This window comes from Sinorhizobium sojae CCBAU 05684 (genome assembly GCF_002288525.1).
In the GTDB taxonomy this organism is placed as follows: domain Bacteria; phylum Pseudomonadota; class Alphaproteobacteria; order Rhizobiales; family Rhizobiaceae; genus Sinorhizobium; species Sinorhizobium sojae.
In genome coordinates, this window is record NZ_CP023067.1 from 2,506,073 (window position 1) to 2,530,261 (window position 24,189).

Genomic DNA, 24,189 nt, shown 5'->3' on the forward strand with positions numbered 1-24,189 from the left:
AATCGTTTTCTATTAGATCGTGCACGATATTTATTCCAACGGGAATCGCGTTGTCAATACCTTGCGATTATATCGCGGACGACTTACTTTAGGTGCCTCAACATTTGGAAGAAAGCCATGGCAAAGGCAGATACCCCCTCGTCCGATGAAGTGATGAAGCTCGACGATTTTCTGTGCTTCGCCATCTATTCCGCGAATCACGCCTTCACGCGTGTCTACAAGCCGCTGCTTGACGAGCTAGGGCTCACCTATCCGCAGTACCTGGTCATGGTCGTGCTTTGGGAAAAGGACGACCAGACCGTCGGCAGCCTTGGCGAAAAGCTTTTCCTTGAATCGAGCACGCTCACGCCCATGCTGAAGCGGCTGGAAGCAGTGGGCTATATTTCCAGGGTTCGCGACAGGACCGACGAGCGGCAAGTCCGTGTCCGCCTCACCGACACCGGCTCCGCTCTCAGGGAAAAAGCAAGCGCCGTTCCAAACGGAATTGTCGAGGCGACAGGAATGGAGCCGGCCGAGATGACCCGGCTCAAGCGGGAAATCGCGGCGCTCCGCACATCGTTGTTGCGTTAGCCCTAGAAATCCGAACCGATTCTCGAAAAGCCGATGCGCGGATTAGAGAGTTACAGCGACCGCAGCGGGTCTGAACTGACGCTCTGGGATGTCGAGCCGTCCGGACCCGCCATCCACGGTGATCTCATCAGCGTTGAGGAAACCGCCGTGCGCCGGAGAATACCCGTCGCAGCCCTTCTCGGACGCGGCAAATTTTGCGGTAAGCACCTCAATATTGCCGCAAGGCCCGGAGGGCGTACCAAAACAGAAAGGCCCGGCTTTGTTGCCGGGCCCTTCACTTGACTATTCCAGACGAGGACTACTCGTTCTGGAAGTAGCTGTACTTGCCGTCGTCACCCTTTTTCCAGGTGTACATGACGTAGTCCGGGCGCGTGATGTCGCCCTTCTCGTCGAAGCTGAGTTCGCCGATCGCGGTCTGGAACGGGCCGTTGGCCTTGATGGCTTCGGCAACGGCCTGCGGGTCGTTGCCGCCGGCCGCCTTGGCACCCTCTGCGATCACCTGAAGCGCCGCATAGGAGTAGAGCGTGTAGGCTTCGGGCTCGAAGCCGGCAGCGCGGAACTTCTCGACGAGTTCCTGTGCGGCCGGGTTCTTGCGCGGATCCGGAGCGAAGGTCATCAGCGTGCCGTCAACCGCATCGCCGGCGATCGAGGCCAGTTCGTTGGACACGATGCCGTCACCCGACATGAAGGTTGCCTGCAGGCCCTGATCCTTCATCTGGCGCATGATTAGGCCCGCTTCCGTGTGCAGGCCGCCGTAATAGACGACCGATACACCAGCTTCCTTCATCTTTGCGATCAGTGCAGAGAAGTCCTTGTCGCCGGTGTTGATGCCCTCATAGAGCGTCTCGTTGACGCCGGCTTCGCTCATTGCCTTCCTGGTTTCGTCGGCAAGACCCTGCCCATAAGGCGTCTTGTCGTGAACGACGGCAATCTTTGCGTCCTTGAAGTTGGAGGCGATATAAGCGCCGGCAACCGCGCCCTGCTGGTCATCACGGCCGCAGGTGCGGAACGTGTTCCAAAGACCCCGCTCGGTGAACTGCGGGTTGGTCGAAGCCGGGGTGATCTGCAGAATGCCGTTTTCAGCGTAGATGTCCGACGCCGGGATGGAAACACCCGAGTTGAAGTGGCCGATCACGAACTGCACGCCGTCGGCGACGAACTTGTTGGCAACCGAAACACCCTGCTTGGCGTCGGAAACATCGTCGCCGAGCACGATCTTGACCTGTTCCCCGTTGATGCCGCCTGCCGCATTGATGTCGGCAGCAGCCTGCTCCGCACCTTTCTGGAGCTGGGCGCCGAAGGCCGCATTCGGGCCGGTCAGCGGACCAGCGACGCCGACAAGAATATCGGCCCACGCGGTGCCGCTGAAGGCGACCATCGCGGTCAGCGCCACAGCCGACAGAAGAGACTTTTTCATCTTGTTACTCCCAAATTGTCGAGCGGGTCTCATTTCAAAGCCAGCGCAATGCCCACTATTCTTGCGCCGGTGATCCTTCGCACCGGCCGTTTGGACCGGCACATGCTGTTCCCTTATTTGGCCTTCCAGGAGAAAGGCGAGGCTTTTTCGTAAAGCCAATAATAGTTGTTTGCCATTTGCTTGGTCAGGTAATACCGGAAACCAGCGGTAGCAAACAACAAAAGCACGACCGTGTCTACGATATAGTATTGCAAGCTGAACATCGTTCCTCCGAAAAGTGCGTGATGCACGAAGCGGATTGCGAAACCGAGCAGCGCCACATAGGTCAGCAGCCGCTGAAAGGACTGCCAGTTCTCGGCGACGCTCTTGCCCGTCCTCCAGGCTGTCCAGCCGCCGATGGCACAGGTGATGAACAGAAACTGCCAGACCGACGCTTCTTCGTAGAGAATTCCCTGCATCTTGTTAACTCCAGGCGCGGCGCATCAATGGCGGCCGCCTTCGAGATAGGCGGCGCGAACTTCCGGGTTGGCGAGCAGTTCCTTGCCCGACCCGCTCATCGTCACCCTGCCGTTGACCAGCACATAGGCGCGATCGGAAAGCTTGAGGGCACCGAATGCATTCTGCTCCACCAGGAAGACGGTCAGCCCCTCCTGCTTGTTGAGCTTTTTGATCGCGTCGAAAATGCCCTTGACGATCAGCGGCGCAAGGCCGAGCGACGGCTCGTCGAGCAGCAGCAGCTTCGGCCGCGCCATCAGCGCCCGGCCGATCGACAGCATCTGTTGCTCGCCGCCGGATAGCGTCCCGCCGCGCTGCACTTGCCGCTCCTTGAGGCGCGGGAAGAGCGCGAAGACCTTCTCCACGTCTTCCTTGAAGTGCTTCAGATTGTCGAGGCTCGCGCCCATCTGGAGGTTTTCCAGAACTGTCATGCGCGGAAAGATCCGACGCCCTTCCGGAGACTGGGAGATCCGAAGACGGGCGATCTCGTGCGTCGGCATGCGCGTGATGTCCTGTCCCTCGAAGACGACGGAGCCGGTGCGCGCCTGCGGGCTGCCGCAGATCGTCATCATCAGCGTCGACTTTCCGGCGCCGTTGGCACCGATCAGCGAGACGATTTCCCCGCGGTGGACCTCAACGTCGACGCCGGAGAGCGCCCGGATGTTGCCGTAATAGGTTTCGACACCTCTTACATTCAAGAGCGGAGCAGTCATTGCGTCATGCCTCCCTGCTCGGCTTCGATTTCTTCGATCACCTCTTCAACCTCTTCGTCCTCGACGCCCAGATAGGCTGCGATGACCTTCGGATCGTTCTTCACGTAATCCGGATTGCCGTCGGAAATCTTCTGCCCGTATTCCAGCACCACCACGTGGTCAGAAATCTCCATCACCACCGACATGTCGTGCTCGATCAGCAGGATGGACGTCCCTGTTTCGCCGCGAATGGTCTGCAGCAGGCCGTTGAGGGCGAGCGACTCGCGCGGGTTAAGACCGGCGGCCGGTTCGTCGAGGCACAGCAATTCCGGCCCTGTGCACATGGCGCGGGCGATTTCGAGCCGCCGCTGCGCACCATAAGGCAGATCGCCCGCCGGATCGTCGGCGCGGTCGATGAGCGATGCCATCTCGAGCCAATGCTTGGCAAACTCGATCGACTCCTTGGAGGCTTGCCGATAGGCCGGGAAGCCCAAGAGGCCAAGGATGGTGAAACCGGAAGCCTGCATCAGCTTGTTGTGCTGCGCCACCAGCAGATTCTCGAGAACCGTCAGGCCCGAGAACATCCGGATGTTCTGGAAGGTACGTGCCACCTTGGCGCGCTTGGCGATTTCGAAATCCGGCAGGCGCTCCAGCAGGAACTCGCTGCCGGACCTCTGCCTCATGGTGATCATGCCCATGGTCGGCTTGTAGAAGCCGGTGATGCAGTTGAACACCGTCGTCTTGCCTGCCCCGTTCGGGCCGATCAGGGCGGTGATCTCGCCCCGCGCGGCCTCGAAAGAGAAGTCGTTGATAGCCATGAGACCGCCGAAACGCATCGACAGGTGCTCGACCTTGAGAATGGGGTCTGTTGTCATTGTCGTTGTCTCGAGGGCCATCAGCCGTGCCCTTCCTTGGTGAAGCTGCCGGAGACGGCCTTTCGCTCATGGAGGAATGCGGTCGGTTCGCGCGATCCGACGAAGCCGCGCGGCTTCCAGACCATGACGACGACCATGGCCAGGCCAAAGATCAGCATGCGGTAGAGTTCAGGCGTGAAGGTCGGCCCGAAGACTTCTTTGAGGAAAGTGAGTTCGCGCAGGATTTCCGTGCCGCCGATCATCGCGACGGCCGCGATCGCGATACCGGTCAGCGAGCCCATGCCACCGAGAACGACGATGGCAAGGATAACCGCCGATTCCAGGAACACGAAGGATTCGGGCGAGACGAAGCCCTGGCGGACAGCGAAGAAGGACCCCGCAAAGCCGCCGAACATGGCACCCGTCGCAAAAGCCGTCAGCTTCGTCGTGACCGTATTGATGCCGAGCGACCGACAGGCGATCTCATCCTCGCGAAGCGCTTCCCAGGCCCGGCCGATCGGCATCCGGCGCAGTCGAATGGTGACGTACGCGGTCAGCAGCGCCAGCGCGAGGATCAGATAGAACAGGAAGATCTTGTAGTAGGCCGAAGACATCGGCAGGTCGAACAGGGCCGCAAAGCCATCCTTGGACGCATCGAACTTGATGCCGAACAGCGTTGCCTTGGCAATGCCGGAAACGCCGAACGTGCCCTTGGTGACCTCGGTCCAGTTGATCAGCACGAGACGGATGATTTCACCGAAAGCCAGCGTCACGATCGCCAGGTAGTCGCCCCTGAGGCGCAGAACCGGGAATCCGAGGATCACGCCCCACAGGGCCGCGAGAATGCCGGCGACCGGCAGCAGCACCCAGAAGGACAGGCCGAAATAACTGGAGAGCAGCGCATAGGAATAGGCGCCGACTGCATAGAAGGCGACATAGCCGAGGTCGAGAAGGCCGGCGAGGCCGACGACGATGTTGAGGCCCCAGGCGAGCATCACATAGATCAGGATCTGGATGCCGAAGTTATCCACCCACTTCAGCGAACCCTGGACGCCGACGAGAGCGACGATGACCGGCGGATAAAGCACCAGAGCGACGATCGCGATATTGGTGAAATTGCGACTGAAGAAGCTTTCGCCCTTCGCAATCGCAGGTGCCGCCACCTTCGCGGCCTTCCGCTGAGCAAACCAGGGCTGGACATAGGCAACGATCAGGAAGCGGCCGACCGTGGCGACGGCGACGAACGCGGCCAGCAGTCCCCAGCGCTGCCTGAGAACGAGCTCGTTACGGATGTTCTGGTCGGTTTCGAGACCGACGAAGAGGAAGAACAGTCCGAGCGTGATAAGCCCCGCGAAAACGGCCTCGCGCAGGGCCCGCGCCGTCACCTCAGTGCCGGCGCTTGCAGTCGTAGAAGCAATATTTGCCATTGAATTATACCTTCTCGACTTCCGGTCGTCCGAGAATGCCGGACGGCTTGAAAATCAGGACGATCGCGAGGATCGAGAAGGTCGCGACATCCTTGTAGTCGATGGTGAAATAGGCCGACCACAGCGCCTCGATCAGGCCGATCAGCAGCCCGCCCAGAACGGCGCCCGGCAGCGAACCGATGCCACCGAGAACGGCGGCCGTGAAGGCCTTGACGCCCGGCACAAAGCCATCCGTGAAGACGACGACGCCGTAATACATGAGGTACATCGTACCGGCGACCGCGGCGAGCGCCGCACCCATGATGAACGTCACGGAAATGGTTCGGTCGACGTCGACGCCAAGCAGCGCCGCCATCTTCCGGTCCTGCTCCGTGGCGCGCTGCGCGCGACCGAGCGGCGTGCGGTTGACGATGTACCAGAATACCGACAGAAGAACCGCAGTGATGACGACGATAATGATCTGCTTCAGCGATACCGTGATGCCGAACACCTCGTAAACCGAGGAGACGAGCGGCGGAATCGGCTTGTTGCGCGGGCCCTGCGTCACCTGGATGAAATTCGACAGGACGATCGACATGCCGATCGCCGTGATCAGCGGCGCCAGCCGGAAGGACCCGCGCAACGGGCGATAGGCAACCCGCTCAATGGTCCAGTTCCAAAGCGCCGCCGTAAGCATACCGACGATCATCATCAGCAGAAGCGCAAGCACAACCGGAATACCTGCGAAGAAAGAGGTAAGCAGCAGGAAAATAATCAGCGCAGCGAAGCCGCCAAGCATGAATATATCGCCATGGGCGAAGTTAATCATGCCGATGATGCCGTAGACCATGGTATAACCGATGGCGATCATACCATAAATAGACCCAAGCGTCAGCCCATTGACGAGCTGCTGGACGAAGTACTCCATCAATCTTCCCCTGGACCAGATCCCATAGGTCCGGCCTCTTGTTATTAGTTATCACTCATGAGCATGCTCTGCGGCGATTTCATACCTCTTTCGATCAAAAATGAAAGCTAAAAATTGCGCGAATTGCGGATTCTTCCGCGAAAAATCAATTCGGCGCCCTCTTAGCCAGCCAAAAATCAAAAAAGATGCAGCATTCGCTTGCGAATTCATCATCTTGCCCGCGAAAATGGCGTGAGCCTCCGAGGACGCGGGCAAGCGATGGTCCTCTATTGCCGATCTTTACACGAACTTCACGCGTCTGAAAGATAGAAGCGCGGAAAAATGCCGCGCCGGATGCGTGGCCGGTCACCGTGAAGAAGCCGCTTTGCTCATTCACTGCATGTCTCCTTAGATCGACCTCGCTTAAGGACAAAGACATGCAGCAGTTCAAAGTGTTATGGCGACCTTCGCGCGTCTGGCAAGGCGCGCGGCGCTGAAGGACAGCCGCCGTCTTTCTAACGCGAGACGGCAGGGCAAGCAGGAACGGTAAGAGAATGCTCGAGATATTGGAAAGATCGGCGATCGCCGCCGGACAGGCGATCCTGGAAGTCTACGATGCCGGCCCTGCCGTGACCTACAAGGCAGATACCTCACCCGTGACCGACGCCGACCATCGCGCCGAGCGCATCATCCTTGCCGACCTCGCCGCCGCCTTCCCCGACATCCCGGTGATTGCCGAAGAATCCGTCGCTGCGGGAAATGTCCCCGACATAGCCGGGCGGCGCTTCTTTCTCGTCGACCCACTGGACGGCACGAAGGAATTCGTCGATCGCGATATCCATTTCACGGTGAATATCGGCCTCATCGAAAACGCTGAGCCGGTCGCCGGCGTCGTCTATGCGCCGGCGCTTGGTGTCATCTATGCGGCAAGCGACGGACAGGCGAGAAAGGCGATGGTCGAGGACGGCCGAATCGCCGGCGGCTGGGGCCGGATCGGCTGCCGGCACATACCGGACCGGGCGGTCGCCGTTGCGAGCCGACGGCACGGCAGTGCCGAAACTGTTGCCTATCTCGCCGAGCAGGGCATCACCGAGTGCGAGGCGATCGGCTCGTCGCTGAAATTCTGCCTGCTGGCCGAGGGGCACGCCGACCTCTATCCGCGCTTCAGCCGCACCATGGAGTGGGACACCGCCGCAGGCGACGCTATCCTGAGAGCCGCGGGCGGTGAAACGCTGACCGTGGCAGGCCAGCCACTGGCCTATGGCAAACGCAACCAGCCGAACGACAGCGACTTCGCCAACCCCTGGTTCATTTCGCGCGCGAAGCCGCGCTAATGCATGTCGCCCAGAAGTGTGCAGCGGTTTGGGCCAACGACATGCACAAAACAAGGACCTAAAACGCGCCGCCCGAATACATTTGATCGCGACGCGCTCTAGGGCAATCGGCGGTCAGGGCGAGCGCGATCGGAGAGCAGCAGCAATGAGGCTGCTGAGCGACCCCTCGGTGAAGGGCTTTTCGATCCGGGGTACATCGCGCAGATGGTTGGGCAAGGGCAATATCTCGCCGCAGCCGCTGGTAAAGCCGACTTTGATGCCCCGCGCTATGAGCGCTTCCGCAACGGTGAAACTCGTCTCGTCACCGAGCCTGATATCGAGGATGGCGAAATCAATCGGGTGCTCGGTTGCGATTTCCATCGCTCTATCCGCTGTGGTGGCGGTGTAGACCTCGGTGACGCCCAATGCAGCGAGCATTTCCTCCATGTCCATGACAATTAGAAAATTGTCCTCCAGGACAAGAACCGACTGGATCGTCGCCGCATTTTCATCGCCCGTCATATACGTTCCCATGCCGTTCTGGAAGCCAACCAGTACCTATAGGATATAGTACCGGCACTTGGCATTTAAAAAAGACATACCGCGCCTTCAGATGAGCGGCCGTTTCGGTTCGCTGAACCCTTCCCAACCGGCCAGGCGAAGTAGGCCCCGGATATCCCGGACTTCGCAGCCCCTGTCCGCCCAACGGATGAAATCGCGTCCGGCGAGCTTCCGCAGGGTCTTGTTGGTATGTACGATCGAAAGGCCGAGCGTATCGGCGACATGCTGTTGCGAAATCGGAATGGCGTTGCGGCCGCCTCTAAAGACCTGCAGCGTGGCCGCGCGCTGATAGAGAAAGGCGAGAAGATAGGCGGCCCTCTCGAGTGCGGAGCGCCGACCGATGCTCAACAGGTTTTCGTCCAGGATGCGTTCCTCGCGTGCGGCGATCCAGGTGATGTCATAGGCAAGATCGGGGTGCTGCCTGTAGAGCTGCTCCAGTCCAGTCCTCTTGAACACGCAGAGGGTGACGGGCGAAAGCGCCTCGATCGAGTGCTGCATCTCACCCATGAGGGTGCCCTGCAATCCGACCATGTCTCCGGGCATGACGTAGTTCAGGATCTGTCGCCGCCCGTCTTTGAGCACCTTGTAGCGAAATCCCCAGCCGGATAGCACCGTGAAGAGATGCTCGCTCCGCTCTCCCTCCGACAGGATGGTTCCCCCGCTTTCGACCGATCGTTCGCCGATCTTGAAGTTCGCTACGAAGGCAAGCTCCTCGTGCTTGAACGGACGAAAGATCTCGAGCGGGCGCAGGGGACAGATCTCGCATGGCGTTCCCTTGCTGAACTTGTCTTCAGTTGCCATCGGATGCTCACGGCGGCTTGGCACCTTGCGAAAAATGGCTCGCACGACAGGATTGGCGTGAAGCGCACGGTGCCGCATCATGGACTCGTGCGTCGCCAGGCCCTATCTCTCGTCGATCGCCCGTCGCAAGCAGGATTGTGAACCATGTTGTCCTATTCCGCCATCGCCAAAAACAACGTTGCTGTCGTCACCGGCGCCGCCTCCGGCATTGGGCTTGCTGCTGCCAAGCACTTCGCAAGCATTGGCATGAAGGTTGTCATGGCCGATCTCGCCGGCGATCGTCTGCAGGCGGCTGAGGCATCCGTAGCGAAGCTTGCCCCGGGCGGCGCCGGGGATGTGGCGGCCATCGCCACCGATGTGTCACGGCCGGACGAGATCGTCGCCTTGGCGCGCGCCACGCGGGAGCGCTTCGGCCATGTCCATGTCCTGATGAACAATGCTGGGATCCAGCCCGGCAGTTCGATGTTCGGCCCGCTGGAGAACTGGGAAGCTGTGATGTCCGTCAATCTCTGGGGCGTGATCAACGGCTCGCGTATTTTCGCGCCCGCCATGATCGCCCACGGAGAACCGGCCCTGATCATCAATACCGGCTCGAAACAGGGTATCACCACGCCGCCCGGCGATCCCGCCTATAATGTCGCGAAGGCGGGGGTAAAGGTCTTTACCGAAGCCCTTCAGCACGAGCTCCGCAACACGGAGGGCTGCAAAGTCAATGCGCATCTCCTGATCCCCGGCTTCGTCTATACAGCGCTAACCGCCCATGGCCGCACGGAGAAGCCGGCGGGCGCCTGGACGCCGGAGCAGACGGTCGATTTCATGCTCGAGGGCCTGGCCCGCGGCGATTTCTACATTCTCTGCCCCGACAACGAGGTCCCGCGGCCGACTGACGAGCAACGTATCCTCTGGGCCGCCGGCGACATCGTCGAAAACCGCCCTCCCCTTTCGCGTTGGCACCCGAAGTACCAGGAGGCGTTCCAGGCATTCCTTGCCGGGAAGCGGGATTAAAGCGGAATTCGTCCATCATATGGCATTCGCCAGAGGGGGCAGAGATCGTGACCAGCGGCATTCATCATATTACCCTCATCAGTCGCCGTGTTCAGGCGAATGTCGATTTCTACCTGGGCTTTCTCGGCCTCCGTCTCGTCAAGCGAACCGGCGGCTTCGAGGATCCCAACCAATTGCACCTCTTCTATGGTGACGCCTCGGGCTCACCCGGATCGCTCGTCACTTTCCTGATTTGGGAGGACGGCTCGCCGGGGCGTGTCGGCCATGGGCAGCCGAGCGAGATCGCCTTCGCCGTTCCGCCGGCAAGCATCGGCTTCTGGCTGACCCGTGCCCTAGAGTTCAACATCGAGACAGCCGGGCCGGCGCAGGAATTCGGCGAACCCGTGCTGCGGCTCAAGGATCCGGACGGCATCATCGTGAAACTGGTTGGAACGGAAGCGCTGGTTGAGCCTGCGCCCTGGGCGAGCCGCGACATTCCCGAAACGGATTCGATCAGGCGTCTGCGCGGCGCGACCGTCCTCACCGAAAAGCCGAAAGAAACCGCGCACTTCCTGCAGAGCCATTTCGGCTACCGCGAGCTATCCTCGACGGATACGATCCGCCGCCTTACCTCGCCCTCGAGCGACGTCATCGATGTGCGCGACGCAACAGGATTCTGGGCCGCCGCGCCCGGCACAGGCACGATCGACCATATCGCCTTCCGCGCGCCGGACGAGACGACGGTGCTTGCCGTCAGGGCCGATCTCGAACAGGAACATGCCGGCGCGACCAACGCGCATGACCGGAAGTATTTCTTTTCCCTTTATGTGCGCGAACCGGGAGGCTCCCTCTACGAGCTTGCGACCGACGGACCCGGCTTTGCCATCGACGAGCCGCCGGATGCGCTCGGTACCGAGCTCTTCCTGCCGCCGCATCTCGGCAGCGATCCCGCCGCAACGCTCGTACGGCTGCCGCAATTCGCGCTGCCGGGTGAACCGCGCCTGACGCGACGCGACCTGCCCTTCGTCCATCGCTTTTATCATCCGCAGGAGACGAACGACCGCACCTTCGTGCTGCTCCACGGCAGTGGCGGCAACGAGACGGACATGCTTCCCTTCGGCCACCAGATCGATCCGCAGGCCACACTTCTCGGCGTGCGCGGCCGCAGCACCGAGGAAGGCTTTCCCCGCTGGTTCCGGCGCCTCTCGATGACGACCTTCGACCAGCAGGATATCCGCTCGGAAGCCGAGGCCTTCGTCGCCTTTCTCGAAGGGGCGCGCGACGGCTACGGGCTCGACCTCGGCAAAATGGTCTTCATCGGCTATTCCAATGGGGCCAACCTGCTGGCGGCAGTGATGCTTCTTCATCCTGGCGTGATCCGCAACGCGGTGCTTATGCGGGCGATGGCCGCGCTCGAAGTGCCGCCGATACCCGATCTCTCCGGGACGAATATCCTGATGCTCACCGGCAAGGACGACCCCTACGGCAAGCATGCGCCTGCCTTGAAGCGTACCTTCGCCGAGTCCGGCGCAAACCTCAAAGCGCTGGATATAGACACGCATCACGGGATCGGCGACGACGATATCGAGGCCATCCGCCGCTGGCTTGCGGAAAATGGCGGCTAGCCTGTGGGCTCCTCACAACGATCACATACCGCCTGCCTCACTACAGGACGATCCTTGCCGGACGGGCTAGTGCCTGACCCGCGCCCTCACGACCGGACCTGAACAGTTGTCTTAGACCACCCGGCCGGCTGGTCACCCAATGGATTTGCGTGTAATGCGTGTGCCAAAGTGTGCCGAATGGAACGCAAGGTTGATCAAGCGGCTTGGCCCTGTTAACGCCGTGTTCAACATACGACAGACACGGGCGAGGATGCTTAACCCTTCCGTTATTACTTAGGATGCTTCTTGAAAGGTGACTGTGGTGAGAAGTGGGGCTGCATGCATGCTGACCGTTCTGGCCGGGCTCGGAAGCCTTGTGATTCCGGCGTTCGGAGTGGCTGCGCAGGGTGCGTGTGGAGCGGAGACAATGGCGACGGATGATCGGAAGGCGCCTGACGGCAGGCTGACCGCCTCGACACGGTCCGGACCGGTGCCACTCGAGGTTACCTTTTTCGCCCATGGTGGCGGGGCAGTCTATTTCGGCGGCGCCTGGTTGGATTTCGGTGATGGCGAGAAAGCCATGGTCTGTCGCCCGGGATCTGGCTGCCGCAAGACTTCCGCCACCCACACCTACTCGCAGGCAGGGATCTATTGCGCCCGCCTCACCGGTGAGGGTGAGGGCGAGCCGCTCCTGTTGGGCAGCGTCACCATAACCGCCGGGCATTGACCACGAAGAAGAAGCTGTTGAAAGAGAAACGAGCATAGCCGCATGTGTGAATTCTGCGCCTCGAACCAATTGCCAAAAACGTTTGCGTGCCTTGATGCCGTTGAACCGAGCACGGCTGCGGGAAGCGACGGACAGCAAAGCGGCGGCGACACAGTGGCCGGAGGTACGGGGACCACCCAGACCCTATCGGTAGGCGGCAGCCTTTCCGGCTACGTCAATACCGGTGGCGACCAGGACTGGTACAAGATCACTCTGACCGCGGGGCAGACCTATCGGTTTACGCTGGATGGTTCGAACGGGCTCGATGCGTACCTGACGCTCTATGCCGCTAACGGCGGCCGACTCGGTGGTAACGACGATGGCGCAGGAAACTACGATTCGCTCCTCACGTTCACAGCAAGCATAAGCGGCACCTATTACCTGGCGGCGGGTGGCTATTCGACATCAACCGGCAGCTACACCCTGTCGGCCGTCAAGGCCGCCGCCCTGCCCACTTATAGCGTGGCGCAGATCGCCGACCAACTGACCGACGGCTATTGGGAGTGGTCAGGCGGCGGGGCGCGCCAATGGGCCTCCGCCAACACCAACATCACCTTCAACGTCCAGGGGCTGTCCGCCGATCGAGCCGCCTTGGCTCGGATCGCCTTTGCCACCTGGGCCGAAGTATCCGGGCTGACCTTCACCGAGACGACGGGAAGCGCGGAGATAAAATTGGATGATTGGGATGACGGCGCCTATGCCGTCTCCAGCGTCTCGGGCGGCCTCATCCAGTCCAGCAGCATCAATGTGGAATCCGGCTGGTTCGGGGGCAGCAGCGCCATTGCCGGCTACACCCTTCAGACCTTCATCCACGAGATCGGCCACGCGCTCGGCCTCGGCCACGGTGGCAATTACAATGGCAACGCGACCTACGGGGCGGACAATCACTACGTGAATGACTCCTGGAGGACCAGCATCATGTCCTACATGAGCCAGGACGAGGCCGGCACGGGCAGTTTCGCCTGGGTTCTGACGCCCCAAATGGCTGACATACTGGCCATTCAGACCCTGTATGGAGCGGCAAGCACACGAACCGGCAACACCGTCTATGGCTTCGGCTCCAATGTCACGGGCAGAACGGCCTCCCTTTATAACCTCGCGAACTTCACCAACAGCGACGTAGCCCTGACGATCTATGACTCGGGTGGCACCGACAGCTTGAACCTGTCGGGCTTCAGCGTCGCTCAGCGGATCGACCTGCGGCCGGGCACCTGGTCGGACGTCGGCGGTCTACGCAACAACATCGCCATCTATACGACGACGACGATCGAACATGCGATTGGCGGCTCGGGCAATGACCGGATCACGGGCAACGGCGCCGCCAACCGGATCGAGGGGCGGAACGGAAGCGACACGCTTGCTGGCGGCAGCGGCAATGATACGCTGCTTGGCGGTGCGGGCAATGACAGGCTCGATGGCGGCACCGGCGTGGACACGGCCGGTTACTGGGACGCGGCGAGCGGCGTAACCGTCAATCTCGGCCTCACGACGGCACAGAGCGTCGGCGGCGGACGCGGTTCCGATACGCTCGTCTCTATCGAGAACCTCATTGGTTCGAGCTATGCCGACCGGCTCACCGGCAACAGCGCTGCCAACCGGATCGAGGGGCGGAACGGCAACGACGCACTTTTCGGTGGCGCCGGCAACGACACGCTGCTCGGCGGCGTCGGCAATGACAGGCTCGACGGCAGCACGGGCGCGGATACCGCCGGCTACTGGGACGCAACGAGCGGCGTAACCGTCAACCTCGGCCTTACGACGGCACAGAGCGTCGGCGGCGGGCGCGGTTCCGACACGCTCGTCTCCATCGAAAACCTCATCGGTTCGAACCATGCCGACCGGCTCACCGGCAACGGCGCCGCCAACCGGCTCGAGGGCCGGAACGGCAACGACACGCTCGCCGGTGGCAGCGGCAACGACACGCTGCTGGGTGGCGTCGGCAACGACAGGCTCGACGGCGGCACCGGCGCGGACACCGCCGGTTATTGGGATGCAACGAGCGGCGTAACGGTCAATCTCGCGCTTACCACCGCACAGAATGTCGGCGGCGGGCGCGGGTCCGACACGCTCGTGTCCATCGAGAACCTTATCGGCTCGAACCATGCGGATCGGCTGACGGGAAACGGCGGCAACAACGTGCTGAATGGCGGAGCCGGCAACGACACGCTCATCGGTGGAGCTGGCAACGACACGCTCTATGGCGGCACAGGTAATGACAGGCTGTTCGGAGGCGCAGGCTCTGATTCCTTCCTATTCAACACGGCGTTTAATACCTCCAACGTCGATGTGATCGGCGATTTCTCGCATGCGGACGACACGATCCGGCTGGAGAATGCCGTCTTCTCGGCGCTGACCACCACCGGCGCGCTTTCTTCCGCCTTCTTCCGCGCCAATGCGACCGGGACTGCGCAAGATGCCAATGATCACATCGTCTACAACACTGCCAATGGCCGGCTCCTCTACGACGCCGACGGCAGCGGCTCGGGCGGCGCGATCCATTTCGCCACTCTGACCGGCGCACCCGGGAACCTGGCCTTCAACGACTTTCTGGTCGTCTGAATCCTTCAGGCACTGCCAAAGACGGGGGTGCCGTTGCCGGTCACTTCGCCTTTGCCGCTACGGCGTAGTCGGCAAAGGCCTGGACGAAGCCCCGCAGACGCTCGCTTGTCTGGTCGTCGGTCAACCGGCCCTGCTCGAAGAGCGTGTCTGCCTTCGCCAGCATGAAGCGCTTGCCCGACCAGAGATCGGCACCGAGCGTTCGCATAACCGGGAGCCAAGCGTTCTGACTGAGGATCGTGCCGAAACTGCCCGGAGAAGCGCCGGCAAGCGCGAACCGTCGTCCGCCGAACACTTTGCGAATGTCGGCGGGAGGGCGGCTCAGCCAGTCGATGGCGTTCTTGAACACGCCGGGGATCGAATTGTTGTATTCCGGCGTGAAGAGGATCACCCCGTCCGCAGACATGATCTTTCGTTTCAGGTCCTCAGCCGCCGCCGGAACGCCGCTTTCGCTCTCGACGTCGCCGTCATAGAGCGGGATCCCGTGCAAGGTCGCAGCCTCGAATTCGACCTCCTCGGGCGCAAGGCTCTGGGCGGCGTTCAGGAGCGCCGTGTTGAACGACGCCTTCCGCAGGCTGCCCGATATGCCGAGAATCTTCGTCATGGCTCTCTCCACCTCCGCATCTGGCTAGCGCATCGGCCCCGAAAATCGGACCGATTTTCGCAAGCACGATGCGTAGATTCAAAGGTTTACAGCGCCTATGGGCGCCCTGAAGAACGCACAGCGCTGTAAGGTGGCGGCGTGCCGCACTTCCGTTAGAACTAGAGGGGCACGAGCAAAAGGAAAGCCGCAACTCTTCCCGGCCTTCCTGGTTCCATGCGGCCGCAATCTCGAACAGAGAAGAGGAGCATATCAGGCGCGTTTCAGGTCCCGGAGATAGGTATTCTCCGCCCGTGAAATGGCAAAGGCCTGCGGATCGATCTCGGAGTAGATCAGGCATTCATCAACGGAATTGGCTTTCGTGAGAATCTGCCCATCCGGCGAGGCGATGCACGACAGACCGGCAAAGGAGAACATCGCATCGGCGCCACAATGGTTGACATAGGCGACGAAGGCCTGGTTCTCGAAAGCGCGGGTCCGGATCATATGGTCGGTGATGAAGGTGCCCGACCAGCCCGCCGGCAGCGCCGTCGGAACGAGCACGGCCTCGGCGCCCGCAAGCGCCAGCCGCCGGACGTTTTCCGGAAACTCGACATCGTAGCAGATCAGCATGCCGCAGGTGACGGCCTCATGCTCGAAGAGTTGGGTCGAAGGCTCCGCCGGCGTGAAGAGCGTGCGTTCATAGTCGCCATAGAGATGCGACTTCCGATAGACTGTCGGCTCCACGTCGCCGTCGACGCAGACGGCGCTGTTGTAGACGGCGGCGCCGTCCCGCTCCGCGAAACCGGCGATGATCGCGATGCCGGCGGAGCGGGAAATCCTTTGCAATTGGTGAACGATCGGCCCGTCCGCCGGCTGCGCAAGCTCTGCGATGAGCGCGCCGGCGCCATAACCGGTGATGCCGAGTTCGGGCGTCACCAGCAAGGTCGCACCCTTGGCTGCGGCCTCTACCGCCGCGCCCTCGATGCGCGCAAGATTGGCGGCAATGTCGCCGCCGACACTCTTCATCTGAAGACCCGCAAGCTTCATCACTTTCCGTCCGATGCCATGGCGCCGAGCAGCTTCGGCAGGTCGCCGAAACGGGCCACGAGACCGAAGATCACCGCCGCCGTCGCGACGAATAGGACGGTCACCGATGCCATCGTCGGCGTATAGCCGTAGCGCAGCGCGTTGAAGATCTTGATCGGCAGCGTCTCCATCGTAAAACCGACGGTCATATAGGCAACGATATATTCGTTAAGCGAGAGCACGAAGGCAAAAGCATAGCCCGACACGATATAGGGCAGGACCAGCGGCAGCACCACCGTGCGGAAAACGGTGCGCTCGTCCGCCCCCATAGTGGCCGCGGCCTCGACCAATGAGCGATCGATGGAAGTGAAGCCGAGCGAGAGCGTCACCAGGGGCAAAGTGACGAAAAAGATCGCGTGGCTGACGATCGCCGTCCAGGGCTGGCCGTAAAAACCCGCGGTCGCCCAGAATGTGAGCATGCCGAGCGCCGTGATCACCGGCGGCAGGGTGAACGGCGCAACGCCCAGCAACTGAAAGATGTTTGCCCATGGTGCCACCCGCCGCCACAGGAACCAGGCAAGCGGCAGTGCGATCGCGACGGCGAGCGCCGCCGAAAGCAGAGCGAGCGTGACCGAGGCGACGAGTGCATTGCGCCACTCGGGGTTCAGAAAAATTTCCCCGTACCAGGAGGTCGAAAAGCCCTCCGGAGGAAAGGCGAGCGTCTGCTTCTGATTGATCGATACGCCGGCGACGACGATCAAGGGCAGCGCGAGGAAGAGCGCCGTGAGGAAGAAGTAGAATTTGCGGAAGAAGGCCGTCATGCCGCCTCTCCCTTCCGGCCGGCGATAACGGTCAACGCCACGAGCCCGAGCGTCACCAGCACCAGGAACACGGCCATAGCCGCGGCAAACGGCATGTTGGACTGGTAGATCGCCTGGTCGGTGATAAGCACCGAGAGCGTCCAGTGCTGAGGACGGCCGAGAAGCTGCGGAAGCAGGTAGGAGCCGAGCGCAAAGATGAAGACCATGATCAGCGTCGCGGTGATGGTGTTTCGAAGTGCCGGCACGACGACGGTAAAGAAAGCCTTGAGCGGCGATGCACCGAGCGTGCGGGCAGCTTCCGCCAAGGTTGGGTCGAGGCGGATCAGCGCCGGGAAGAGCACGAGCACCGTATAGGGAAAGGCCTGGTAGACCATCCCGGTCAGCACCGCGGCGAAGCTCGGCGTCAATGCCCTGGCCTCGCTCATGATGCCGAGCGCGACAAGGACATTGGTGATGCCAGCCGTTCGCGAGAAGAGCGTCGACCAGGCAAAGCCGATGATGACCTCGGAGAGCGACAGTACCGAGAGAAGCGCGACGAGCCAGAGGACCTGCACGCTGCGCGCCATCCGCGTCAGGAGATAGGTAAAGGGCAGCGCCAGCACGACGCAACAGACGGCCACGGTGATCGCCAGCATCAGGGAAAAGCCGAGCACGCCGCCGAAAAAGGCCGAGAGGAAACGGGCGTAATTGTCGAACACGAAGGCCGGCGTGTAAAAGCCGCCCTGCTGGCGCTGGAAGAAGCTGACGGCGATCATCGTGCCGAAGGGCACGACGAAGAAGATGGTGAGCATCCCTGCCGGGAAGAGAAGCGGCGCGTAGTCGCCAAGGGTCTTGGGCGGTTCGCGTCTCATTTGCCGAGCACCACGCAGACATCCGGGGTCAGCGCGACGCCGACCGGCTGACCGATGGCGACCTCCGGCCGGCCCCTCGGCGTCGATACCGCGACGATCTGCCGGCCACTAACATCGACGAAGGTCTCGATGGTGCCGCCGAGGTCGCGAACGAAGGTGACAGTGCCGGAAAGCGCGCCGGCACCGGGGGCGGTCAGGTGCACGTCTTCCGGGCGGATGGAAATCGTCGCCTTGCGGGCACCGGGAGGCAATTGCAGACCCGCGATCGTTTGGCCGAACACCGTCGCGCGGCCCTGGCTGTCCGCTTCCGCTTCGATGAGATTCGTCTGGCCGATGAAATCGGCAACGAAACTGTCGGCCGGGCGGCGATAGATCTCGATCGGCGAAGCCACCTGGCGAATTTCACCGCAATTCATGACGACGACCGTATCGGCCATGGTCATCGCCTCGCGCTGGTCGTGAGTGACGACGATCGTGGTGATGCCGAGTTTCTGCTGCAATTGCCGAAGCTCCACCTGCATCGCCTCGCGCAGCTTGGCGTCTAGCGCGGAAAGCGGCTCGTCGAGGAGGAACAGCTTGGGCGAGATCGCCAGCGCCCGGGCAATCGCCACGCGCTGGCGCTGGCCGCCAGAGAGCTTGGAAACCGGCCGGTCGGCATAGCCCGGAAGATGGATCATCGACAGAAGTTCGTCGACGCGCCGCGTCTGCTCCTCCTTCGGAGCCTTGCGGATACGCAGCGGATAGCCGATATTTTCGCCGACGGTCAGATGCGGGAACAGCGCCAGCGACTGAAATACCATGCCGAGATTGCGCTTGTGCGTCGGCACGTGGGTGATGTCGTCGCCGTCGAGCCTGATGGCGCCCGAGGTCGGCAGGTCGAGGCCCGCGATCATCCGCAGCAGCGTGGTCTTGCCGCAGCCCGACGGGCCCAGCATGCAGACGAAGGTGCCATGGGGCACCGTCAGGTCGACGTCGTTGACGGCCCGAAAGGTACCGAATTCTTTGACGACTTTCTGAAGCACAAGTCCCGACATATGTTCCCCGTTCCGCTAGCGCATCGGCGGCGCTGTAAGCCCTGCGCCCTTTCGGACCCGTGATTGCTGCGGCTGTTCTTTCAGGTTCTGCTGCACAAGCTTATCCCTAAACCGCTGGCGACTTAAGGGACGTCGGCTCCCGCTCCTGCAGTCGGAGCGGGAGGGTAGCAAGGACGTCGCGCGTCAGCCGACGATGAGCTCCGTCCACTTCTGGTTCAGCCAATCCGACTTCGTCTGATAGAGGTCGTAGCGCGGGACGATCGGCTCGATGTCCGACGAGACGGCCGCGAATTCCTGGTCCGTCAGGTCCGTCGACTCGCGCTTGATCGTCGGCGCGGTGCCGACCTTCCGCGACAGCGTCGCCTGGATCGAGGGCTGGCACATATAATCGATGAAGATATGCGCCTCCTCCACCTTCTGTGACGCGCGCGACAGCGCCCAACAACCGGAGTCCTGGATGCCGCCCTCCTTGGGGAAGGTGGAACGGACGGGATGGCCATCGGCGGCCGCCAGCCCGGTGACGTCGTGGTAATATTGCCCCATCGGAATTTCGCCCGATTTGAGCGCCTGCTCAAATTGCGCCTCGTCCCGGTACCAGAGCCTGACATTCGGCTTCACCTCGGCAAGCTTGTCGAAGGCCTTCAGAATGCCCTCTTCCGTGTCGAGCGCATCGGTGCCGCCCATGAAGGTCTTGGCGGTGACCTCGAGCAGGAAGGAGTTGGAGACCAGCGCAAGGAGCCCCAATTTGTCTGCATTGGCCGGATCCCAGAGGGCCTCCCAGGAGGTCGGCGGCTCCTTGTAGACGTTGGTGTTGGTGACGAGCGTGATGTACCACGAGACCGCTCCGACGCCGGCAACGCGGCCGTCCGGATATTTGTTGATGAAGCGATCGAGCAGATTGGACGCGTTCTTGATCTTCGCCATGTCGATCGGCGTCCAAAGCTCGGTCGCCTGCCCCTTCAGCATCGCGACCTGCGACATCATCGAAACGTCCGCCGGCGCCTGTCCAGCGCGGGCGGCCTGTTCGAGTTGCACCAGCCAGGCCTCCCCCGTCGGCTCGGCGACGGACTCGATGGCAATGCCCGTCGCCTTGGTGAAATCCGGGAAGATGTTCTTGTCGAACGAGTCCTTGAAATAGCCGCCATAGACGCCGACCTTCAGCGACCGGTCCTGGGCTCTCAGCACCGCCGGCATGGCCAGTGCGGCTGCACCGGCAAGTCCCACCCCCAGCAGCGTGCGGCGCTTGATGGAATTGATCTTCATCGCCTGTCTCCTTCGCTTCTGCGGCTGTCGCCGCGTTCCCTGTTGTCGTTGTTATCTTCTTCTGATGCCGCCGAGGCGACATCATGCGCCCGGCAATGCCGGGCGCGCCGCGTCAGAGTCAGCCTCTGCCGACAATCGACGGGCTGAACACCATCAGGCTCAGGATTTCAAAGAGTACCTGGGCCCCGGCCTGGGCGGTATTCGTCGTCGCGTCATATTGCGGCGCCACCTCGACCACGTCGCCGCCGACGATATCGACGCCTTTGAGGCCGCGGATCAGTTGCAGCACCTCGCGGGTCGTGAGGCCGCCCACCTCTGGCGTCCCCGTTCCCGGCGCGAAGGCCGGGTCGAGGCTGTCTATGTCGAAGGAAAGATAGGTCGGACCGTCGCCGACGATGTCTTTCGCCTTTTCGATGATCGCCGGAATACCAAGTCCGCTGACTTCCTCGGCATGGATCACCGTCATGCCGGATTGGTAGGAAAACTCCCATAGATATTCGGCCGAGCCGCGGATGCCGATTTGGATAACGCGGGTCGGGTCGAGCACGCCGTCGAGCACCGCGTTGCGGAAGGGGCCACCGTGGTGGAATTTGGTAAGGTCAAAGGCGCCGCCGGTATCGCAATGGGCGTCGACATGGATCATGCCGACCGGCTGTCGCCTGCCGACGGCCTTCAGGATCGGATGGGTGATCGAATGGTCGCCGCCGATCGCGAGCGGCGCGACACCGGCATCGACGATCTGGTGGAGGCGCGTTTCGATGTCTTCATGGCTGAGTTCCAGCCTATAGCGGCTGCGGAAGGGCACGTCGCCGATATCGGCCACCCGGAGGTCGTGCACCGGGGCGCAGCCGAGCACATGGTTGTAGGGGCCGATCCGCTCGATCGCCCGCAGCGCCCGCGGTCCGAAGCGGGAGCCCGGACGGTTGGTGACGCCGAGATCCATGGGAATCCCGAGGATCGCAACCTGAAGGTTGCCGAAATCGGGTTGCTCGGCATCGACCGGCATATAGGGTGCACTGAGAAAGGTCGGTATGCCGGAATAGGGCGCAAGCCGCGTGCCGCTCTTGGTGAAGATCTTGTCGGCGACCTTGCGGAAGGTCGGATCGAAGAGCTCGCCGCCATGGCTCTCGCCATACTTCGCCTTCAGTTCGCCGAGCTTGTTTTCATCCCAGACCATGTGGCCATCTCCGTATCTTTCGGCCGGGGGCGTGACGGAGCGCGCGGCACGACGCATTTCCGCGGATTCGCCGTTCGAAAGAGGCGCGGTCATGTTCCCCAGGCTTTTGCCGTTGTTCCGACTATTACGTGACAAACCTGCTGGAAAATCAATTGACATTGTTATAGCATTTCCTGTGAGAAAATCTCACATATTTCCCGTTCGGAGCCCTCCTTCTTGTCGAGCCGCCTGCCCCCGCTGAACCCGCTGCGCGCCTTCGAGGCGACGGCGCGGCGCGGCTCGGTTTCTGCCGCGGCGCGCGAGCTCAACGTCACCCACGGCGCGATCAGTCACCAGATCCGTGCGCTCGAACTCTCCTTCAACACGCCGCTCTTCGAACGCGGCGGCAAGCGGCTGAGACTTACGCCGCAAGGCGCGCTCCTGCTCCCCGCCGTCACCCATGCCTTTGCCGAGATCGCCGCCGCCACGGCGGCGATGACGCGCCCGGCGACCAGTGGTGAGCTCCGCATCACCTGCGTGCCGGCGCTCCTCTCCTTCTGGATGATCCCGCGGCTGCATCGTTTCACCGAGCAATTTCCCGATGTGGAACTGACGTTGATCGCTTCGAACGACGCGGCGAACCTCCACTCCCGCGACGTGGATGTCTGCCTGCTTTACGGCGACGGCAACTGGGGCGACTGCTGGGCCCGGCTCTGGAGCCGGCTGGAGCTTTTCCCCGTGGCGAGCCCGACACTCCTCAACATGCGGCCGCTGCGCTCGATCCGCGATCTTCGCGATCATGTGATGCTGCATGGCGACGATGGTCGCGAATGGAACACATGGCTCGCCGCCGCCGACGCGGCCGACCTTCAACGCGGCCGTCAGCACTTCATGAGCGACGCACGGCTCTCGACAGAAGGCGCCCTGCACAGCCAGGGCGTGGCGCTCGGCGATACGATCACTGCAGGCAGCCTGATTGCACGCGGCGAGCTGATAGCGCCATTTGACCTCACCGTTCCGGCCAATGATGCCTTCTTCGTCGCCTGTCGCAACGAGGTCCGGGCAGCCCCGATCGTGCGGGTCTTCATCGACTGGCTGTTCGCGGCGCTTGAGAGCGATCCCATGCCGGAACTCCAGATGTCCGCCCGAACTATAATTCGTTCGCGCATCCAGAAACCGGGCGAGTCCCAAGAGCCGGAGGCGGGTGCAGTTCAGCCTGCGCCTTCACGGCGCGCAACGCGCCCGCGAAAGCGCGAGGTCCAACAATAGAGACAGAGCGGCGAAGACCGCCGGTCTGCCAGCAACAGGAAACGTTCCATGCCGCATTTCAATCCGCTTGTCGAAAGGCTCACGCCTCCGCCGGTCCCGTCGGTGCTCGCCTGGGCGAAAGCCTATGACGGGGCAAAGGGTCCCCTGATCGACCTCTCCCAGGCGGTGCCCGGCTATCCCGCCCATCCGGAGATGCTGAAATGGCTTGGCGAGGCCGCCGCCTCGCCGGCCTATGCGGGCTATGGCGCGATCGAAGGCGAGGCGGAGCTGCGCCAAGCCTACGCCGAGCACGTTTCGACGCTCTATGGCGCTCCGGTCACGGCCGCCAGTATCCACATCACCTCCGGCTGCAATCAGGCCTTCACCGCGGCCGCGATGGCGATTGCCGGCGCCGGCGATACGGTGGTGATGACCAACCCCTATTATTTCAACCAGGAGACGACCCTGGCGATGCTCGGCATCAATGTCGAGCTAGTGCCATGCGATGCGGGCGCCGGCTTCCTGCCGGAGATCGAGACCATTGCCTCGGCTGTTCGCCCGGGCGTCCGCGCGCTGGCGCTCGTCTCGCCCAATAATCCGACCGGCGCCGTCTATCCGCCGGACCTGATCCGGCGCATCTACGAAATATGCCGCGGGGCCGGCACCTGGCTCATCCTCGACGAGACCTATCGCGACTTCCTGCCCGACGCCGCCGCGGCACCGCACAGCCTCCTCCAGGCGAAGGGTTGGGAGGAGGGTTTCATCGGCCTCTACAGCTTCTCGAAGTCCTTCTGCATTCCGGGCCACAGACTCGGCGCGATCACGGCCGGGCCCGCGCTGATCGCCCAGGTCACGAAGGTCATGGACAACTTGCAGATCTGCCCCCCGCGCGCGGCACAGGCTGCCGTCGCCAGGGCCCTTCCGGCTCTCACCGACTGGCGGCTTGGCAATCGCGCGGAGATCGCCGCCCGCGCAAGAGCGCTCGAAACGGTTATGGGCCGTCTGCCGCAGTGGAACCTGAAGGCGATCGGCGCGTATTTCGCCTATATCCGTCATCCTTTCCCGGACATCGACTCGCAATTCGTCGCCGAGAAACTGGCCAAGCTTGCCGGCATCCTCTGCCTGTCGGGCGACTCTTTCGGCGAGGGCCAGGAAAGCTACCTGCGCTTCGCCTTCGCCAATGCGGATGTGCCGACGATCCAGAAGCTCGAAGAACGGCTCTCCGGCTTCGCCCTGCCGGGTATCTGAGAGCGCAGGGAACCCCGGAACAGGATCGAGTCA

The 24,189-nt window shown here is 62.1% G+C and carries 24 protein-coding genes; 8 read left to right on the top strand and 16 right to left on the bottom strand.

From position 1 onward, the window contains the following. The first annotated feature begins 117 nt into the window (after nucleotides 1-117). Nucleotides 118-570: a MarR family winged helix-turn-helix transcriptional regulator gene (locus SJ05684_RS12300; RefSeq protein ID WP_034856486.1), complete on the top strand. Its 453-nt coding sequence runs from the start codon at nucleotides 118-120 to the stop codon at nucleotides 568-570. A gap of 298 nt (nucleotides 571-868) precedes the next feature. On the opposite strand, the gene SJ05684_RS12305 is transcribed toward SJ05684_RS12300, so the two are convergent. From SJ05684_RS12305 to SJ05684_RS12335, 7 genes are all read right to left on the bottom strand, one after another. Next, on the bottom strand, nucleotides 869-1,987 hold the full coding sequence (locus SJ05684_RS12305; protein WP_034856484.1) for a branched-chain amino acid ABC transporter substrate-binding protein: 1,119 nt from the start codon (nucleotides 1,985-1,987) through the stop codon (nucleotides 869-871). Nucleotides 1,988-2,100: 113 nt separating this feature from the next. Continuing rightward, nucleotides 2,101-2,445, bottom strand: coding sequence for a DUF6867 family protein (locus SJ05684_RS12310; protein ID WP_034856483.1), 345 nt, complete (start codon nucleotides 2,443-2,445; stop codon nucleotides 2,101-2,103). A gap of 24 nt (nucleotides 2,446-2,469) precedes the next feature. Further along, nucleotides 2,470-3,195: an ABC transporter ATP-binding protein gene (locus SJ05684_RS12315; RefSeq protein WP_034856482.1), complete on the bottom strand. Its 726-nt coding sequence runs from the start codon at nucleotides 3,193-3,195 to the stop codon at nucleotides 2,470-2,472. Beyond that, nucleotides 3,192-4,070 carry an ABC transporter ATP-binding protein gene (locus SJ05684_RS12320; protein ID WP_034856481.1) on the bottom strand — a complete coding sequence of 293 codons (879 nt, stop codon included), beginning with the start codon at nucleotides 4,068-4,070 and terminating at the stop codon, nucleotides 3,192-3,194. Before SJ05684_RS12320 ends, SJ05684_RS12315 begins: the two co-directional genes overlap by 4 nt. Further along, nucleotides 4,070-5,455 (bottom strand): high-affinity branched-chain amino acid ABC transporter permease LivM, encoded by a 1,386-nt coding sequence (livM, locus tag SJ05684_RS12325; protein ID WP_034856480.1) that lies wholly within the window; start codon nucleotides 5,453-5,455, stop codon nucleotides 4,070-4,072. Before livM ends, SJ05684_RS12320 begins: the two co-directional genes overlap by 1 nt. A 4-nt stretch (nucleotides 5,456-5,459) precedes the next feature. Further along, nucleotides 5,460-6,362 carry a branched-chain amino acid ABC transporter permease gene (locus tag SJ05684_RS12330; protein WP_034856479.1) on the bottom strand — a complete coding sequence of 301 codons (903 nt, stop codon included), beginning with the start codon at nucleotides 6,360-6,362 and terminating at the stop codon, nucleotides 5,460-5,462. A gap of 145 nt (nucleotides 6,363-6,507) precedes the next feature. Continuing rightward, nucleotides 6,508-6,738 carry a hypothetical protein gene (locus tag SJ05684_RS12335; RefSeq protein WP_034856478.1) on the bottom strand — a complete coding sequence of 77 codons (231 nt, stop codon included), beginning with the start codon at nucleotides 6,736-6,738 and terminating at the stop codon, nucleotides 6,508-6,510. Nucleotides 6,739-6,895: 157 nt separating this feature from the next. On the opposite strand from SJ05684_RS12335, the gene cysQ reads away from it, so the two are divergent. After that, nucleotides 6,896-7,675, top strand: coding sequence for a 3'(2'),5'-bisphosphate nucleotidase CysQ (cysQ, locus tag SJ05684_RS12340; RefSeq protein WP_034856477.1), 780 nt, complete (start codon nucleotides 6,896-6,898; stop codon nucleotides 7,673-7,675). A gap of 114 nt (nucleotides 7,676-7,789) precedes the next feature. Here the strand turns inward: cysQ and SJ05684_RS12345 are convergent, their stop codons facing one another. Further along, nucleotides 7,790-8,176: a response regulator gene (locus SJ05684_RS12345; protein WP_034856475.1), complete on the bottom strand. Its 387-nt coding sequence runs from the start codon at nucleotides 8,174-8,176 to the stop codon at nucleotides 7,790-7,792. 87 nt (nucleotides 8,177-8,263) lie between these two features. Next, nucleotides 8,264-9,016 (bottom strand): Crp/Fnr family transcriptional regulator, encoded by a 753-nt coding sequence (locus SJ05684_RS12350; RefSeq protein ID WP_034856578.1) that lies wholly within the window; start codon nucleotides 9,014-9,016, stop codon nucleotides 8,264-8,266. A gap of 144 nt (nucleotides 9,017-9,160) precedes the next feature. Between SJ05684_RS12350 and SJ05684_RS12355 the strand changes: the two genes are divergently transcribed. The 4 genes from SJ05684_RS12355 (at nucleotide 9,161) to SJ05684_RS12370 (ending at nucleotide 14,929) form a co-directional block, all read left to right on the top strand. Then, complete coding sequence (locus tag SJ05684_RS12355; protein WP_034856473.1) at nucleotides 9,161-10,021, top strand: SDR family NAD(P)-dependent oxidoreductase; 861 nt, start codon at nucleotides 9,161-9,163, stop codon at nucleotides 10,019-10,021. 47 nt (nucleotides 10,022-10,068) lie between these two features. Next, nucleotides 10,069-11,625 carry a VOC family protein gene (locus SJ05684_RS12360; protein WP_034856472.1) on the top strand — a complete coding sequence of 519 codons (1,557 nt, stop codon included), beginning with the start codon at nucleotides 10,069-10,071 and terminating at the stop codon, nucleotides 11,623-11,625. A 406-nt stretch (nucleotides 11,626-12,031) separates the two neighbouring features. Continuing rightward, nucleotides 12,032-12,331 (top strand): PKD domain-containing protein, encoded by a 300-nt coding sequence (locus SJ05684_RS12365; RefSeq protein WP_157211988.1) that lies wholly within the window; start codon nucleotides 12,032-12,034, stop codon nucleotides 12,329-12,331. Nucleotides 12,332-12,484: 153 nt separating this feature from the next. After that, nucleotides 12,485-14,929 (top strand): M10 family metallopeptidase C-terminal domain-containing protein, encoded by a 2,445-nt coding sequence (locus SJ05684_RS12370; RefSeq protein WP_172901118.1) that lies wholly within the window; start codon nucleotides 12,485-12,487, stop codon nucleotides 14,927-14,929. A 40-nt stretch (nucleotides 14,930-14,969) separates the two neighbouring features. Here the strand turns inward: SJ05684_RS12370 and SJ05684_RS12375 are convergent, their stop codons facing one another. The 7 genes from SJ05684_RS12375 to speB all read right to left on the bottom strand — a co-directional run bounded on the left by SJ05684_RS12375 (nucleotide 14,970) and on the right by speB (nucleotide 21,681). After that, nucleotides 14,970-15,530, bottom strand: coding sequence for an NADPH-dependent FMN reductase (locus SJ05684_RS12375; RefSeq protein ID WP_034856465.1), 561 nt, complete (start codon nucleotides 15,528-15,530; stop codon nucleotides 14,970-14,972). A 249-nt stretch (nucleotides 15,531-15,779) separates the two neighbouring features. Beyond that, on the bottom strand, nucleotides 15,780-16,559 hold the full coding sequence (locus tag SJ05684_RS12380; protein ID WP_034856463.1) for a carbon-nitrogen hydrolase family protein: 780 nt from the start codon (nucleotides 16,557-16,559) through the stop codon (nucleotides 15,780-15,782). Further along, on the bottom strand, nucleotides 16,556-17,356 hold the full coding sequence (locus SJ05684_RS12385; protein WP_034856462.1) for an ABC transporter permease: 801 nt from the start codon (nucleotides 17,354-17,356) through the stop codon (nucleotides 16,556-16,558). The genes SJ05684_RS12380 and SJ05684_RS12385 overlap by 4 nt, the downstream gene beginning before the upstream one ends. After that, nucleotides 17,353-18,207: an ABC transporter permease gene (locus SJ05684_RS12390; RefSeq protein WP_034856460.1), complete on the bottom strand. Its 855-nt coding sequence runs from the start codon at nucleotides 18,205-18,207 to the stop codon at nucleotides 17,353-17,355. Before SJ05684_RS12390 ends, SJ05684_RS12385 begins: the two co-directional genes overlap by 4 nt. After that, complete coding sequence (locus SJ05684_RS12395; RefSeq protein WP_034856458.1) at nucleotides 18,204-19,241, bottom strand: ABC transporter ATP-binding protein; 1,038 nt, start codon at nucleotides 19,239-19,241, stop codon at nucleotides 18,204-18,206. The genes SJ05684_RS12390 and SJ05684_RS12395 overlap by 4 nt, the downstream gene beginning before the upstream one ends. Before the next feature lie 183 nt (nucleotides 19,242-19,424). Further along, nucleotides 19,425-20,504, bottom strand: a complete 1,080-nt coding sequence (locus SJ05684_RS12400; RefSeq protein ID WP_034856457.1) for an ABC transporter substrate-binding protein — start codon at nucleotides 20,502-20,504, stop codon at nucleotides 19,425-19,427. Between the two features lie 118 nt (nucleotides 20,505-20,622). Next, nucleotides 20,623-21,681, bottom strand: a complete 1,059-nt coding sequence (speB, locus tag SJ05684_RS12405; RefSeq protein ID WP_034856467.1) for an agmatinase — start codon at nucleotides 21,679-21,681, stop codon at nucleotides 20,623-20,625. Nucleotides 21,682-21,897: 216 nt separating this feature from the next. Between speB and SJ05684_RS12410 the strand changes: the two genes are divergently transcribed. Together SJ05684_RS12410 and SJ05684_RS12415 are read left to right on the top strand one after the other, a co-directional pair. Beyond that, nucleotides 21,898-22,929 (top strand): LysR substrate-binding domain-containing protein, encoded by a 1,032-nt coding sequence (locus tag SJ05684_RS12410; protein ID WP_034856454.1) that lies wholly within the window; start codon nucleotides 21,898-21,900, stop codon nucleotides 22,927-22,929. A 48-nt stretch (nucleotides 22,930-22,977) separates the two neighbouring features. Further along, nucleotides 22,978-24,156 (top strand): aminotransferase, encoded by a 1,179-nt coding sequence (locus SJ05684_RS12415; protein ID WP_034856453.1) that lies wholly within the window; start codon nucleotides 22,978-22,980, stop codon nucleotides 24,154-24,156. The last annotated feature ends 33 nt before the right edge of the window (nucleotides 24,157-24,189 follow it).